This is a genomic window from Peribacillus sp. NJ11 (assembly GCF_030348405.1).
GTDB lineage: Bacteria > Bacillota > Bacilli > Bacillales > DSM-1321 > Peribacillus.
Map to the genome: position 1 here is coordinate 5,053,092 of NZ_JAUCFO010000001.1, position 14,434 is coordinate 5,067,525.

Genomic DNA, 14,434 nt, shown 5'->3' on the forward strand with positions numbered 1-14,434 from the left:
AAGCTCTCAAGTAGGTCAAGAAATTATTTTGCGACAACTTCTTTTCCTTTATATGTTCCACATTCTTTACAAACGTGATGTGAAAGAGTCATTCCACCACAGCTCGGGCATTCTACCATACCAGGTACTTGAAGCTTGAAGTGCGTACGACGTTTTCTTTTTACAGTTTTCGACGTTCTTCTAAAAGGTACAGCCATTATTCCCACCTCCTTAAAAAATATAAAAAAGCTGGAAAAATCGGATTAACGATTTTTCGTTCCAATCAAGATTCTTTATTGTTGTCAAAAAAGTCGGCAAGCTTTGCAAATCTCGGATCAACCTTATGCTCATTTTCTTCTTCAGAAATAACAGCCCAGTCTTTCCCAGATTGAGGAGCAGCTTCGTTCGAATCGACATCCTCACAAAAAACCTGCATCGGAATTTCTAGCAATAAATTTTCTTTAATTACCGGTATTAGGTCTACAACGTCACCTTCCACAACAGTGACATCATCTCCGTAGAAATCAGTGCCATCTGCCTTTAAAAGAAAGGTTTCCTTTGTATCAATATCAATCGGATATTTAACGTCTACCAGTGTACGGGAGCAAGGTAATGTTAATTCACCTGAAAGATGCAAGTGAAAAGTAATCTCGGTCGAGCTGATATCAGCTCTTCCTGCTACTCTAATCGGAGAGACATCGCGAATTTGCGGGTCTCTTTCTCTAATGTCTAAGACATCCACCAGTTCATCAAACCGTAAATCTTTGTCCCGAATTTTTTGAAGTTGACTAATCGTCCATTTCAAATGAAATCACCTCAAGGCAACAAAAATAATTATAGCTTTCAATTATAAGTTTGTCAATATTTTTTCTTTACACTATAATGTAGTCATCCTAACTGATTGTCCAAGTTTAAGAATCATTTCAAACAAAAAATCAAGACGATTACTTATAGTAATTTTACTTGAAATACTATTTTAGCACTAAGTTTAAAAAATACAAAGTTTTTCTCTGAGGTGAACGAATGAAAGCTTGCGGTTTAGTTGTCGAATATAACCCTTTTCACAATGGACATGTTTTACATGCAAGAGAAAGTAGAGAAAAAACAGGGGCAGATGTTGTGGTGGCAGTTATGAGCGGGCCCTTTTTACAGCGTGGCGAGCCTGCTATCGTCAGCAAGTGGACACGTGCCGAAATGGCCTTGAATGGCGGCATAGATCTTGTCATCGAACTTCCCTATGCTTTCGCGACACAGAAGGCGGAGATATTTGCAAAAGGATCTATCTCTCTTTTGGAATCCCTTGGCTGTGACTCCTTTTGCTTCGGAAGCGAAGATGGCAGAATTGAACCATTCATCATCGCCCACAGAATCCTTTCGGATAATTCCGCTGCATTCGATGCTGCCATTAAATCTGCTATGGATGCCGGTAATAGTTATCCGGCCAGTGCTGCCCAGGCTTATCGATCGATCATCAATGGTGATGCGGCATTGGATTTGACGAAGCCAAATAATATTCTTGGAAAGGAATATGTAAGTGCTGCCATTTCAAACGGCTACTCCATTCGCCCTTATACAATTCAAAGGGTCGCTGCCGGATACCATGAAACAAAGTTGTCCCAAGACCCTATTGCCAGCGCAACGGGGATACGCAAAGCCATCCATGAACACCAGAAATTGGATCCTGTATCCAGTTATATTCCTCAACCGACAATGAGTGGTCTAGAGCAATATTTATTGCACTACCATGCCTTACATGACTGGGAAATGTATTGGCCCATGTTAAAATACAGAATCCTGTCTTCTACTTTAACCGAATTGGCAGGGATTTACGAAATTGAGGAAGGCATAGAACACCGAATAAAAGAAATGGCCAAACAATCTTCGGGCTTTTCTGAATTCATGGCCACTCTGAAGACAAAACGCTACACATGGACACGACTACAGCGGATGTGTGTCCATATATTGACCCATACATTAAAGGAACAGATGATTCACAATGACCAACCAGCCTATATCAGACTTCTTGGCATGAATGGCCGGGGACAAGAATATCTGCGCACTGTAAAAAAAGGCTTACCGCTCCCGCTCATTTCTAAACTTTCGTCCTATCAGAAGCAGGAGATCGATACGGATTTGCGAGCGGCACAGGTGTATGCACTGGGCTTGTCCGAACCGCATCAAGCTGCCTTGATGAAAAGGGAATATGAATCCCCCATCATTTTCAAATGAAGTATGGTTTAAGCCTGGCCCGTCCATCCTTAAGAGTAAAAATCTAATCATCAAAAAAAGCGCAAACAGTAGATGACTGCCTGCGCCTTTTTTCATTTTTCTTTTCCTTTTAGCTTCGTTAAATAGGCTATTGCATCCTCAAAGTTGTCAACCGGCACGATCTTCATGTCGGTGTCTATGTCCTTTGCTGCAATGAGTGCATCTTCATAATTCGAACCTGCTGCCCCGTTTTCATTTGGGGCAAAGAATATTTCGGCTCCAGATTTATCGGCTGCCACTATTTTCTGTTGAATCCCGCCGATTGGACCGACTGTCCCATCATCCGACATCGTTCCTGTCCCCGCTATATCATATCCACTTGTAAGATCGCCCTTTGTTAATTGATTATAAATTTCCAAAGAAAACATTAAACCAGCAGACGGACCGCCTATTTGTTCTGAATCTATGGCTATAGACGGTTTCGTGGTCACTTTTCGGTTATCATCAAGCGAAATGCCTATTCCAACTCTATTAGGGTCATCTTTAAAAGGCTGCAATGAAAGAAAGGCCGTTTTCTCCGTTTCCTCCCGCTTATACACTATTTTAACTTCATCTCCAGCTTTTTTTCCGTTAATGTAGTCCATGAATTCCTGTGCAGAATTGAATTTAACATCATCGACCTGAATGATTTGATCGCCGGCTTTCAGTTCTTTAGCCGCCGGCATTCCTTTAAGCACGTCCAAAACAAATACACCCAGGTACTCGAAATCGACTTCTTTCCCTGCTTTTTCATATGCTATCTGAATGGCGTTATTTTTAGAACCATCCATTAAGTGCAGCTGCCTGACATTATATTCTTCATCTGTTTCGTCTTCACTTCGAATGGAGGTCTCTGGATAAAGCTCCTGATATTTGCTCCACTTTGCCAGCATATAGGAATATATATTCGCCCGGCCCATCCTTACAGTGGTTAACATAAAGCTGCCTTTCGCTTCATCTCCTCCGGAAACCTCTATGATTGGCTCTAATTCTTTAGCCATTCCTGGTTTTGATACATAAAAAGGTAGGGAATAAAGGGCTGATGCTATGAGAAGTATAGCCACCACCAGGAAAGTGCGTACATACATTTTACGGCTCATCTTCAAAGGACTCCTTCCAAGTAACAATGCTTTGCTTAATTTGATCTATCTTTCCTCTTGCAGCTTCTTCTCCAATACTAATTATTTCCTGTACGTTTGTAAATGATTTCGAGCTGTATTTCTCAACCCTGGGGCGTATCATCACGTCTGAAGCAAACTCCCTGCTTTTAACCAGCTCCATTTGCAGGATATCGAGGCTTTGCATGATTACATCATAGATGGAGTTTATCTCCATATCCTGTTTCACGTGGGCTACATCCACTCCAATTATGATGTCCGCTCCCATATCCTTCACGACTGAAACAGGAACCCTGTCAACAACACCTCCATCAACAAGCAGTCGATTTCCAATTTTTTCGGGAATGAAAATGCCGGGAATGGAAATGCTTGCCCTAACAGCTGGAGCGATGGGACCTTCCTGAAATATGACTTTTTCCCCCGTTTTTATATCAGTGGCGACCACTGCCACAGGAATATCGAGTTCTTCAAATTTCTTACCATATGTAAATACCCTGATTAAATCCTTTGTCCGTTTACCTGAAATGAAGCCCATTTTAGGTATGGTGAAGTCCAAATAATACTTTCGCTTAAATGCACGGGACAACTTATACAGCCTCTCGATATCCGAACCCGCTCCATAAAAGGCAGCAACCATGGCTCCCATGCTGCTTCCAGCAATCATATCTATTGGAATGCCTTCTTGCTGTAATACCTTTATCACGCCAATATGTGCAAACCCCCTAGCTCCTCCCGACCCAAGTGCAAGCCCGACCTTTGGTTTCGACAAAGATATCCCCCCCGCCTATAACTAGTTCAAAATATTGAAATAACACTCATTCAAAGTTATGGTCTTAAACGGATTTATAGAAGCATATTATTTATATTGACAGTGAAACAAGCATGGCAGAAAAAAACTATGCAGCCATGTAAATGAAAGGCTACATTGAATTTTCCATTGTGCGGATTATCCTCATTTATACATGTCGGTACAATCCACATTATTCATGCACCTTACTTTTTCGAGAAAAGGATGTTCACATTTTATTATATACGAAACGAACTGCCCTTATTTAGTAACCTTCAAGAGGAGGCTGAATTTTGCTAAAATCAAAATCTAAAACAGTACTGTTAGCTACCTCCGTCACGATGATGGCAGTTGGCTTGATCATCTTCCCCCAAGAATCATTTGAAGCTTCCAAAAGCGGGCTGAATATGTGGTGGAAAATTGTTTTCCCTTCGCTACTACCTTTCTTGATTTTCTCGGAGTTATTAATCAGTTTTGGGGTTGTCAGGTTCATCGGCGTTATGCTCGAGCCATTTATGCGTCCCTTATTCCGTGTACCGGGAGTGGGCGGGTTTGTTTGGGCGATGGGACTTGCATCAGGGTTTCCGGCTGGGGCGAAATACACTGTAAGGCTTCGTCAGGAAGGACAATTAACACGCCTTGAAGCTGAAAGACTCGTTTGTTTCACCAATTCTTCCAATCCATTGTTCCTGTTCGTTGCAGTTGCCGTTGGGTTTTTCCACAATCCTCATTTAGGGATCATCCTTGCACTTTCCCACTACCTAGGAAATTTTTGTGTAGGCATCATCATGCGTTTTTACCGTTGGAAAGAAGACCAATCCCATACAAAAGTAATGACCAAGCTCCCCTCCATTAGACAAGCCTTTGGCCAGATGCATCGAACCAGAATAAAAGAAACAAGACCCTTTGGCAGTTTGCTTGGAGATGCGGTACTCTCATCTATTCAAACTTTATTGATGATCGGAGGGTTCATCATTCTCTTTTCGGTGGTCAATAAGCTTTTATTTCATATGAACATTACCGGATTGCTCGCATCGTGGGTCAGTGGGATTTTACATATTTTTAATTTCCCGGATTCCTTAAGCCCACCGTTCATATCAGGCATGTTTGAAATGACTCTTGGTTCAAAATTAACCAGTACGGTCGAAAATGCGAGTCTCTTTCAGCAAACTGTTATGACAAGTTTCATCTTAGCTTTCAACGGGTTCAGCATCCAGGCGCAAGTTGCCAGCATCATAGCCACAACAGACATTCGTTTTGCTCCCTTTTTTCTGGCTAGGATAGCACATGGCCTTCTGGCATCCATAATTACCGTCCTGCTTTGGGAACCATTCTATAAAGGCAACAGGTTCAGTGGCAGCCCGATACCCTCCTTCCCGGTCAGTGGATCAGGAGAACATGCAAGTTCCCTTTATCAGAATATGCTTGATTTCGGACCTATTCTGACCCTCGCCTTTTTAATCCTATACATCATCATATATACCAAAAGGCTATTCAAAGGCCTTTCTTAAACCGAAAAAAAGAGCATTGCGCATTGGCAATGCTCTTTTTTCTATTCTTTCTCGTACTTGTTGGCCAGAGCTTTCTGGACAACGGGTGGCACTAGTTCAGAGATATCCCCGCCATACTTCGCAACCTCTTTTACGATACTTGAACTCAAGAAAGAATATTGATTTTTCGTCATGATAAAGAATGACTCTATGTTACTGTTAAGGAATCGGTTCATTGAAGTTCCCTGCATTTCATATTCAAAGTCGGAGGTCGCCCTCAATCCCCTGATAATGGCATTTGCGGAAACGCTTTCAGCATAGTCGACCGTCAATCCTTGATAGAAATCCACTTTAACATTTGGCATATGGGCAGTCGCTTCAGTAATCAATTCCAGTCGCTCCTCCACTGTAAACAGTGAATTTTTGGCTGAATTGTTCACGATGACCACATATACCTCATCAAAAACATTAGCTCCCCTTTGAATGATATCAAGATGACCAAATGTTATTGGATCAAAACTCCCTGGACAAATCGCTATTTTGGACATTCATAGTTCCCCCTGTTCGAGTACGTTTCCCCATTGATAAATCGTAACGGCAATGACACCATAAACCTCTTTTCTCTTAACGGTAAAGTCACCAACTCTTTCTGGCAATGTAACATCATGACCATGCTCACAAACAATGTATCCCATATCGCTCAGCAATCGGTATTTATGTATTTCTTCAAGAATCTCAACTAGCTTTTGTTTCTTATAAGGTGGATCAAGAAAAATTAATTCAAAAATCATTTCCCTTTTCACCAAAGCTTTCAATGCACGCTCTGAATCATTTTTATAAACTTCTGCACGCTCTGAAAACTTACATAGTTCCAAATTGGCCTTAACCGTTTGATTTGCTTTAAAATCCCGGTCTACAAATATGGCTTTATCCATGCCTCTGCTTAACGCTTCAATTCCCAGTCCACCGCTCCCGGCGAACAAGTCAAGGACCAGCCCTCCTTCGAAATAGGGACCAATCATATTGAAAATGGATTCCTTGACTTTATCAGTAGTCGGCCGGGTTCCTGTACCCGGTACAGCCTTAAGTGGTCTTCCTTTACAAGTTCCGGAAACGACCCTCATCATTCTCACCACATTTTATGACAAATTTCTGTTACTTTCCTATCCTAACATATTAGAAAAAGCTAGCCAATAATAAAAGCCATTTCCTGCATTCCCTAAAGGAAATCAACTTATCACTTCGTATCGGGATAGAGATATCCATTCTTTTTATAAATCTTTTACATTTTGAATAATAAAGTGGTTTTTGGCAATAATGTGAATAACAACATTCCTTTTTAGGTGTTGTTGCCAACCGCGGAGAAGGCTTACGTTTCCCCATAAGTTCTTCCTCCGGTTTCTCCTCTCCCTTTGCCTTCTGGTCCTTAGTTAGACATAGAAGGACCCTGCAAATTTTTGCAGGGCTTTTTTTTATGAAATCAAAGTTTCTTTATCATGATTCGTCATTGAAGTTGTCCTTCTCTTTTATGAGGGATAATGATAAAGTAATGAATAATAAGTTAGTTAGGAGAGGTTTAAGTGATTCAACGTTTTATTGAACTTGGACAAGGGTATTCCGATATATATGAGTTACTGGAAGTAGGACGCAATCAGAAACATCGGGTTGCAAGGCTTTTGTCCCTGCATACTACAATAAATGATAAAAAGGTAACGTCATTGGTCATTGTTATGCAGCCTACAGATCCAGGGAAATTCCAGCCGCTTTATATTTGCCGGGAAGGCATACCTAACCCTCATGCCACCAAAAACAAACGCTATGAGCTTTTTGAGAGCTTGGCGGAGGAACTGGATAAACCCATTATTGAAATCGATGTGAAATCTTCGATGCTTTTTGCAGAAATCGAGTTGTACTACCAACACTTAATCGGCATTTTGCGAATGAATAGATATCTGCCCCCATTAGGCTGAAAGATTTGATGCCTGAATTGAAAAAGGCTGACTCCGCATGAGTCAGCTTTTTTTAAATTCCCATTTTATAATCATATTCTTTCGCTTTATCCGGTTTGGAGTTTTCGAATTCCACCTTCAAAAAAGGCTTGTATGAAAGGTCCACTTTTTTTACGAACGAATAATTATTCAGTTTTTCCACCAGTGGTTCCACTTCATCCATATTCGTATAAAGGACTACATATTTCAACTTTTTTGAAACATAATGGATATTTCCAAACTTCCTAAGCATTTTGGCTTGTTTTAATGTATGTAAATAGACGATGATTCCCTGTCTCGCTCCAAGCATATCAATAACTCCCTTTTATAAAGGTTTTAACTAAGTGTAGCATAGCAGAATCTTTACTTTCAACCAAGAAAAAAGATTATAAACGAAATTCTCTTACTATTATGAATATACATACTGTGAAGGGAGAAAAAAACTACGATGGATTTAAACCAAATTTGGGATCAATTTATAGATCATCTATTGGATAATGATGAAATTACCCAAGCATCGATAAAAAAATTCACAGGTATACCATTTATATATATCCATTTTCATCCGGCACAAAATGATAATAGTAAGCTTTCCTTCATAATAAAAAAAGCCGCTAGCCTTTCAATGCGTGGCAAGCAGCTTCATTGTGAAACCATTTTTGTACGGCAGGAAGAACATTTATATGTATTCCGTCATCGTTTTTATGTGCCGCAGCAAAAGATGTTTTGCTGCGGCAACCTTTGTCCGGATTGTATCCTATATCACAGTTAATCGCATTTGGAACTTATCCAGAAGTACGAAAAACTGGCATGAGGTTCAAGGAAGGATATTTAATACGTGCATCGATTCATTATCCCCCACTATCCAGGACGACGGTTCCATACATGACACAGCCACCGAACTCCGAAGTTATATCGAATTTCGATGGCTTATTGAAATGCCGGCCAAAAAATCAATTGTTATGATCTGGCTATTTCATTAAGCAGAGCATCCACAACTTCCGCCGGTTCCGCAACTTCCCGTTGAACATCCCCCAGATGATACAAAAAATGGATTTCCCGCTGGGGTTTTAACCTGTTCAGAAACCGCACGGCCTATTCTTCCGCTTATTTCATCAAGAACGGATTGCAATTCAGTCTCCGCCCTCTTAAACTCAGCAACCGTTGGATGCATATCCATGTCTCGTTTAGCTTCCCTGGTTTCCAAATTGATGCGTTTATAATCCGGATGATATTTACCGAACCTTTGAACATCTTCAAATAGATCCTTTAATGAAGTAAACTTGGAAATTTTCCTCTGGGCTTCTTTGTCGCTCTGTAATTTATATAAACTAAGGAGATAGTCTTCCCCTATTTCAGAATGTAGGATCATTTCTGCCAATCCATCAGCCTGTTGTAAAATGTCGATGATTTCCATAGTAGCAAGCATTAACAAGCTCACCTCCACAACCATTTTACCATTTCTCCCTTTCAGAAGCTAATGGTTTGATTAAATCGAGGAAGTGATATGTACCTCAAACTCTTTTTGCAGCCCTGTTTTTTCACCTGAACCATTCAAAATCTCCAGTTTAATTTTATGCATGCCATTCGGGACATCCTTTAAGATAAATGCCGCCGTCTTCATATCGACTTTCTTCTGATTATCAATAAATACGGACACAGTTGCCAATTGTTCAGAATTCGCTTCAGAAAAACCATAGTTTTTCAAGTAGCACTCTACATAGACAGAGTTGCCTTTCACAAAAGTTTTTACCCGAAAGTCCTCATCTGAATTTCGGATGCTCGATACAGTGGTGGCAGCTTTATGGGCAGTTACATCTTGTATGGCTACTTCTGAATTTTCAGGTTCCGGTATTTTCTTTCCACACCCCGACGCTGCCATCAACACTGTTAAAACCAAAATCAACTTTCTCATGCCATCGTCCCCCTTTTGCCTTTATTGTTCGCCAAAAGGAGTAATTTACTCTTATTTTCTTCATTCACTTGGAGCATTCATCGCTTGAAACATATGAAGCATCATGGAAGCCACTTGAACACTTTCCGAAAATTTAGAAACCCGATGTGGAATCGACTTCTCAAAATAATATTTCGCTTCGGTTTCAAATACATCCACTTCATGGGGATTACGCATTAACCTTTTGTACCATGCAGGGTTAATCCTCAAGTAATTTCGCATTTCTTCGTTTGTTTGAATGAATTCATATATATTCTGACGCATGAAAAACCCTCCTTAATCTTTGGTGAATACAAAAGGGTTAGCTCTCTGCTCTTTTTCTTTTGGGGGAGGACTGGTATCACCTGATTTATTCCCTTGGAAAGCAGATAGCACTCCTTGGATTGCACCGATGGCCTGATTGGCATTTGTAATATATTGTTGTATCTGGCCCATATCCATATTTTTAACTGCACTCATTAACGAACCGATTAACTCTGTACTTTGGTCGCCCTTTTCTACCGGCCGTGATGTGGATTCTGCATTTACTTTGGACTCATCAACCCCGCCGTCAGCCTGCCAGCGTGGATGATCTTCACCGAGTAAATACCATTCTTCAAAAAGTTCCTGCCATGTTGCTTGCTTGTTTCTCACTTCATTCACTAAATAAGGATGTTCCTTGACAAACTCCCGAAATCCATCCACGGAGGGCCGCTTTCTTTTTGCCATTACTCTCACCTCACACTTAGACATCGCCTATTGCACCATATGCTAAAGGTAAATAAAAAGTGCATAACATTCCTTTTCAAATGCAATTGGATTTCCCATGGCGATCGATTAACGTGCGAATTAATACATAGGCAAACGATCATCATCGAGGGGAAGGTTCACTGTGATGATTGGAAACTTTGCGCTATATCGACAGGGAACTTTTTTATTTTGAAAATATAATCCAGAACAAAAAAACGGACCCAAATCGGATCCGTCTTTTTATTTTTTTATGAAATTCTGAGTGTAATACTTTTTATAAACCCCAACACCCAGACCTGTAAATTCCTCGTTCAGCATCGCATCCCGATGCCCTTTACTATTCAACCAGCCTTCCATGACTGCAGCTGCGTCCACATAATGAGCCGCAATATTTTCACCTGCTGCCCTGTATTTAACATGACCTGCATCGAGACGTTTTTCCAAGTCCCCTTTTGTTTCAGAAACATGGGTTCCTTCAGGAGTGTCCCTCATTTCTCGGCTATGAAGGTAAGCAACCTCCGCAGTCGGACCATCCCATTCTAAAGGCTTCAAATCAAACCTGCTGCGCATTATATTCGTAATGTCAAAAATTTGCTGCTCATTGCCATCTTCCACTTTCTCCAATTCTTCTTTAGAAAGGTCCTTAACGGTCACAAGTTTACCATTATAGGTCAACTCATAAGGCTTTTGCTTTAAAAGCGCGGAATCATTCAAAAATCGGATGCTTGAAACAGTCCCTGTGAATTTATCCAAATAAAGCTGAACATGTATGTTCCCTAGTTCAATCAATGGCCTCATGTTCATATCTTCCTCCGACAATTCAAAACGATAGGAACTGTCGCCAACCTCAATATCAACAGTAGGTTCTACATATAAGCTTGAATAGATGGCATCAATCGATTGTCCTATTTTAAAAGGGGCGACATTGACATCATCACCGATTCCATAAGCAGATACCACTTTTTCATTTTCAACGGCTAATTGGAAATAATCGTTATAGTCCTTTTTATAAACCCACCAATCATATCCATATGCGGACATATCAATTCGATCTGGCTTACCGTATTCCTTTTCTATCTCTTTTGCATTTTTCCCAATTGTTACTGCCAAACCTTCCGTCACTTTAGTAACCCCTTCTTTTTCGGAAGAAGTACTTTTTTCATTTATATGTCCATTGGGGTTAACACCTTTGTTACCATCAATCAGAGGGTTTCCTTCATCCTCATCGCCGATATTAAGATAAATACCGATTACAAAAAAAATAATGATTAACACCAACACCTTACCAAAACTTCGCAGAGGAACACTCCCTCTCTCTATCTAATTTATGTATCTAATGCAAAAACCTTTCTTTCCTGATTATATCACTGTTCAATCATAATTTTCTAATTTACGATAGACTGCCCCTTCATTAAATTTATTTAAAAGTGGAACTTTTATGAATGATCAAAATACCCTAGTTGAGTTCATTGCAACTTCCACCATTTCGTACTATTATAAAATATAGGATAAAATGGTATATTATAAACATACTTGGAGATTTTTAATATATTCATGTACATAATATTTTCCCGGTATGTCATTTTAATTCTCAATAGTAAACATAGGAGGTAGTACTCGTGAAATTTGAAAGCTTTGGAATTGAAAACATCACAGCCGACTTAAACCGATTAGATGACCTAATGCCGCAATATGGTTTAATACGTGCAGAACAATGGGATTATGAAAGAGTCAGTTATGATCGTAAGTTCGAAGTAAAAGAAGGCACGTTTTACCTGCGAATACTAGGCTATGCAACAGAGGGCGATGTAGGCGCTCACAGGGCCGTCATCAAACTAATGGTTCCCCTATTAGGAAAACACTATTATCCACACGGAGTTGAATATGGCGAAGGTGAGGACTTCCCTGCATCACTTGTTAAACAATGTGAAAAAATCCTCGCTCAGATCAAAGAAGAGCTTTCAGAATTCAACGGTCTTTAAAAGCCGTTAGTAAAAAGTGCGGTAAAAGAGAGAGGATCATAACTGATGCTCTCTTTTGTGTATCCATTACAAAAGCCTGATGCTTTTTTTGCATCAGGCTTTTTCATTATTTTAAAATCCTAGGATCGCCTTTATTAAAGATGTTGTCTCGCCGCCATGATAAATGACATAAAGCAGGATGTAAACGGCTACTCCAGTTATCCCAGTGAAAAACCAAATGATGCTTGTCGCAGGGCCGATTTTTTTATGAATGGCGAATTTGCCTTTAAACCCAGTGGTAAGCATGATGATCCCCAAAACCGCACCAGTTGTAGCAAGTGTTATATGGAAGATCAAAAAAATCGTATAATAAATTTTAATGTCATCGGGTCCGCCAAATGACGTACTCCCAATGAAGACCGTCCGAGAAAGATATATAGTGAAAAAGATTACCGCAAAAACCGCAGCTACCATCATGGTTTTTTTATGGGTCTCGATTTTGCGTTGTTTAATTTGATACCAGCCTATTGCAACAGTGATGGCACTTAATACAATGAAGGCAGTACTTATTGTTGGAAGGATTGGTAAAGACATATGTATTGTAGTCCTCTCTATATTTATTAATCAACTACCATTTTATAAGAGGCACTCATAAAATTCAATAAAATCAAGTTTTATTAACAGAATGATCACTTTTATGGAATAGCCAAGTCGAATCACTAGCTATTTGCTTGGAAATCCGTTAACCAGGCTATGACATATAAAAGACTTGTCCGCCCCTAGACAAGTCTTTTCGTACAACTATTCTACAGTCTGAAAATCCGAAGGTATCGGGTCGATATCATTTTGCCCGCCATTCTCCTTTTTGAACCAAGCAAAGAAAATGACACCTAATACATAGCCTAATACGATTTCTTGAATCACCTTCATCAAAACCCCACCAAGCTGTTGATCTTCCAGCAATGGCAGCCCATTGAACATTTCTGGACCACTGAGCGTTAAACTCGACAGTGCTGAAGCCGGAACGCAAAGTTCCATGGCACTGGCCCAAGATTCCGCATTGGTAAACGTATCATACATCGGATCATTAGCAAAAATGATTAAAGCACAAGCTGGAGTCATTAAAATGCCACTACCGAAAATATAAGCTACTTTTTTTACACCTGATAGACTTTCACGTTCAGGCAGTCGATTTACAAGTGGGAACCACATCAATACTGCAGTCGCAAACAAAAGGACCGTGTATCCGGCATGAATCCACATCCCCGTTTTGATAAAGTCGAACACTAACGGAATATGGTACAACGAGAAAAGAACATTAAATAGTAAAAGGGCGACAAGAGGTCTCGTGAAAAATTGAAATAACGCCTTCACTCCCTTTGAATTAATGAACGTTCTCAAAAGCCAATCTGGAATCGCAATGATGAATAAAGGCGGAATCACAAGATAGAGCAATGCCATTTGAAACATGTGGGCACTGAACATGATATGGCTCAGTAAATCCAGCGGCGATCCTTTTACCACATAAAGAAGGATCATGGCTATTAAAAAATAAGTTATCTGTTTAACGGAAAGCGATGAACTGCCCGAAAACTTCTCCCTTTTTTTTGTCACCAGCAAAAAATAGCCAAGGGTTATAAGTACGAGGGCGGCAAAATAATAAGGACTCCATAAGGCGCGAAATCCGAAAATATCAATAGACAAAAAATCACCTCGTTCATGAACTTTTTACTTTCATTATACCTAAAATGAAACATGGTAACAAATATAGATAAACCTGGATTCTTTTTCTAGCACATAAAGAAAACCGGCTATCATTCAATAGCCGATTTTCTTTATGGTTTATAACCAAACGATCGTTGTGAAAACAAGGACAGTTATTAAGCCGACTGCAAGGCCAGAAAATAAAAACAATGCAATGGTTCCATGCCCTTTGTGCTTCATATGCATAAAATAATACAATTGGAAAATTACTTGTATAACAGCCAGTAGCAAAATGACTGGTTTAATGAACCAATGTGAAAACCCTTCAATTCCTACTGCAGCAAAAGCAAGCAATGTAAAGAAAATCATAAGCGTAAATGTTATCACTTGATGTTTCATCTCTTCAGCATTTTTCTTGCGGCGATATTTTAAATCGACATTCGGGTTCGCTGAATTTGATTGTTCATTCGCCATCAG

At 39.9% G+C, this 14,434-nt stretch carries 20 protein-coding genes; 5 read left to right on the top strand and 15 right to left on the bottom strand.

What is annotated here, in order from left to right:
- Positions 1–23: 23 nt before the first annotated feature.
- Both rpmF and QUF86_RS24650 read right to left on the bottom strand, forming a co-directional pair.
- Complete coding sequence (rpmF, locus tag QUF86_RS24645) at positions 24–197, bottom strand: 50S ribosomal protein L32 (protein ID WP_034313929.1); 174 nt, start codon at positions 195–197, stop codon at positions 24–26.
- A 65-nt stretch (positions 198–262) separates the two neighbouring features.
- Positions 263–784: a YceD family protein gene (locus QUF86_RS24650; RefSeq protein WP_048684570.1), complete on the bottom strand. Its 522-nt coding sequence runs from the start codon at positions 782–784 to the stop codon at positions 263–265.
- 218 nt (positions 785–1,002) lie between these two features.
- Between QUF86_RS24650 and QUF86_RS24655 the strand changes: the two genes are divergently transcribed.
- Positions 1,003–2,208: a nucleotidyltransferase gene (locus tag QUF86_RS24655; RefSeq protein WP_289335973.1), complete on the top strand. Its 1,206-nt coding sequence runs from the start codon at positions 1,003–1,005 to the stop codon at positions 2,206–2,208.
- Between the two features lie 92 nt (positions 2,209–2,300).
- On the opposite strand, the gene QUF86_RS24660 is transcribed toward QUF86_RS24655, so the two are convergent.
- Both QUF86_RS24660 and QUF86_RS24665 read right to left on the bottom strand, forming a co-directional pair.
- Positions 2,301–3,326 carry a SepM family pheromone-processing serine protease gene (locus QUF86_RS24660; RefSeq protein ID WP_289335975.1) on the bottom strand — a complete coding sequence of 342 codons (1,026 nt, stop codon included), beginning with the start codon at positions 3,324–3,326 and terminating at the stop codon, positions 2,301–2,303.
- Positions 3,316–4,113 carry a patatin-like phospholipase family protein gene (locus QUF86_RS24665; RefSeq protein WP_137018809.1) on the bottom strand — a complete coding sequence of 266 codons (798 nt, stop codon included), beginning with the start codon at positions 4,111–4,113 and terminating at the stop codon, positions 3,316–3,318. The genes QUF86_RS24660 and QUF86_RS24665 overlap by 11 nt, the downstream gene beginning before the upstream one ends.
- 311 nt (positions 4,114–4,424) lie before the next feature.
- Here QUF86_RS24665 and ylbJ point away from each other — a divergent pair, with 311 nt between their 5' ends.
- On the top strand, positions 4,425–5,642 hold the full coding sequence (gene ylbJ, locus QUF86_RS24670; RefSeq protein WP_289317245.1) for a sporulation integral membrane protein YlbJ: 1,218 nt from the start codon (positions 4,425–4,427) through the stop codon (positions 5,640–5,642).
- A 41-nt stretch (positions 5,643–5,683) separates the two neighbouring features.
- On the opposite strand, the gene coaD is transcribed toward ylbJ, so the two are convergent.
- Positions 5,684–6,169 carry a pantetheine-phosphate adenylyltransferase gene (gene coaD / locus QUF86_RS24675; protein ID WP_289317246.1) on the bottom strand — a complete coding sequence of 162 codons (486 nt, stop codon included), beginning with the start codon at positions 6,167–6,169 and terminating at the stop codon, positions 5,684–5,686.
- Entirely contained in the window at positions 6,170–6,745 is a 576-nt protein-coding gene (gene rsmD, locus QUF86_RS24680) for a 16S rRNA (guanine(966)-N(2))-methyltransferase RsmD (RefSeq protein WP_289336292.1), read from the bottom strand.
- 456 nt (positions 6,746–7,201) lie between these two features.
- Between rsmD and QUF86_RS24685 the strand changes: the two genes are divergently transcribed.
- Complete coding sequence (locus QUF86_RS24685) at positions 7,202–7,591, top strand: DUF7147 family protein (protein WP_289335976.1); 390 nt, start codon at positions 7,202–7,204, stop codon at positions 7,589–7,591.
- Between the two features lie 52 nt (positions 7,592–7,643).
- Here the strand turns inward: QUF86_RS24685 and QUF86_RS24690 are convergent, their stop codons facing one another.
- On the bottom strand, positions 7,644–7,919 hold the full coding sequence (locus QUF86_RS24690) for a YlbG family protein (RefSeq protein ID WP_048684554.1): 276 nt from the start codon (positions 7,917–7,919) through the stop codon (positions 7,644–7,646).
- A gap of 138 nt (positions 7,920–8,057) precedes the next feature.
- Here QUF86_RS24690 and QUF86_RS24695 point away from each other — a divergent pair, with 138 nt between their 5' ends.
- A complete protein-coding gene (locus QUF86_RS24695; protein WP_289335977.1) occupies positions 8,058–8,381 on the top strand; it encodes a hypothetical protein in 324 nt (107 codons plus the stop codon).
- 207 nt (positions 8,382–8,588) lie between these two features.
- Here the strand turns inward: QUF86_RS24695 and QUF86_RS24700 are convergent, their stop codons facing one another.
- From QUF86_RS24700 to QUF86_RS24720, 5 genes are all read right to left on the bottom strand, one after another.
- A complete protein-coding gene (locus QUF86_RS24700; RefSeq protein ID WP_289318441.1) occupies positions 8,589–9,038 on the bottom strand; it encodes a YlbF/YmcA family competence regulator in 450 nt (149 codons plus the stop codon).
- Positions 9,039–9,098: 60 nt separating this feature from the next.
- Positions 9,099–9,524, bottom strand: a complete 426-nt coding sequence (locus tag QUF86_RS24705; RefSeq protein WP_289317250.1) for a hypothetical protein — start codon at positions 9,522–9,524, stop codon at positions 9,099–9,101.
- A 60-nt stretch (positions 9,525–9,584) separates the two neighbouring features.
- On the bottom strand, positions 9,585–9,827 hold the full coding sequence (locus QUF86_RS24710) for a YlbE-like family protein (protein WP_289317251.1): 243 nt from the start codon (positions 9,825–9,827) through the stop codon (positions 9,585–9,587).
- Positions 9,828–9,839: 12 nt separating this feature from the next.
- Entirely contained in the window at positions 9,840–10,271 is a 432-nt protein-coding gene (locus tag QUF86_RS24715; protein WP_289335978.1) for a YlbD family protein, read from the bottom strand.
- A gap of 261 nt (positions 10,272–10,532) precedes the next feature.
- Positions 10,533–11,567, bottom strand: a complete 1,035-nt coding sequence (locus tag QUF86_RS24720; protein WP_289317253.1) for a CAP domain-containing protein — start codon at positions 11,565–11,567, stop codon at positions 10,533–10,535.
- A 344-nt stretch (positions 11,568–11,911) separates the two neighbouring features.
- Between QUF86_RS24720 and QUF86_RS24725 the strand changes: the two genes are divergently transcribed.
- Positions 11,912–12,274 (top strand): YugN family protein, encoded by a 363-nt coding sequence (locus QUF86_RS24725; RefSeq protein ID WP_289317254.1) that lies wholly within the window; start codon positions 11,912–11,914, stop codon positions 12,272–12,274.
- Positions 12,275–12,385: 111 nt separating this feature from the next.
- Here the strand turns inward: QUF86_RS24725 and QUF86_RS24730 are convergent, their stop codons facing one another.
- The 3 genes from QUF86_RS24730 to ctaF all read right to left on the bottom strand — a co-directional run bounded on the left by QUF86_RS24730 (position 12,386) and on the right by ctaF (position 14,431).
- Positions 12,386–12,847: a DUF420 domain-containing protein gene (locus tag QUF86_RS24730; RefSeq protein ID WP_289317255.1), complete on the bottom strand. Its 462-nt coding sequence runs from the start codon at positions 12,845–12,847 to the stop codon at positions 12,386–12,388.
- Positions 12,848–13,054: 207 nt separating this feature from the next.
- A complete protein-coding gene (gene ctaG, locus QUF86_RS24735; RefSeq protein WP_289335979.1) occupies positions 13,055–13,957 on the bottom strand; it encodes a cytochrome c oxidase assembly factor CtaG in 903 nt (300 codons plus the stop codon).
- Between the two features lie 138 nt (positions 13,958–14,095).
- Positions 14,096–14,431, bottom strand: coding sequence for a cytochrome c oxidase subunit IVB (gene ctaF, locus QUF86_RS24740; RefSeq protein ID WP_289317257.1), 336 nt, complete (start codon positions 14,429–14,431; stop codon positions 14,096–14,098).
- Positions 14,432–14,434: the final 3 nt, after the last annotated feature.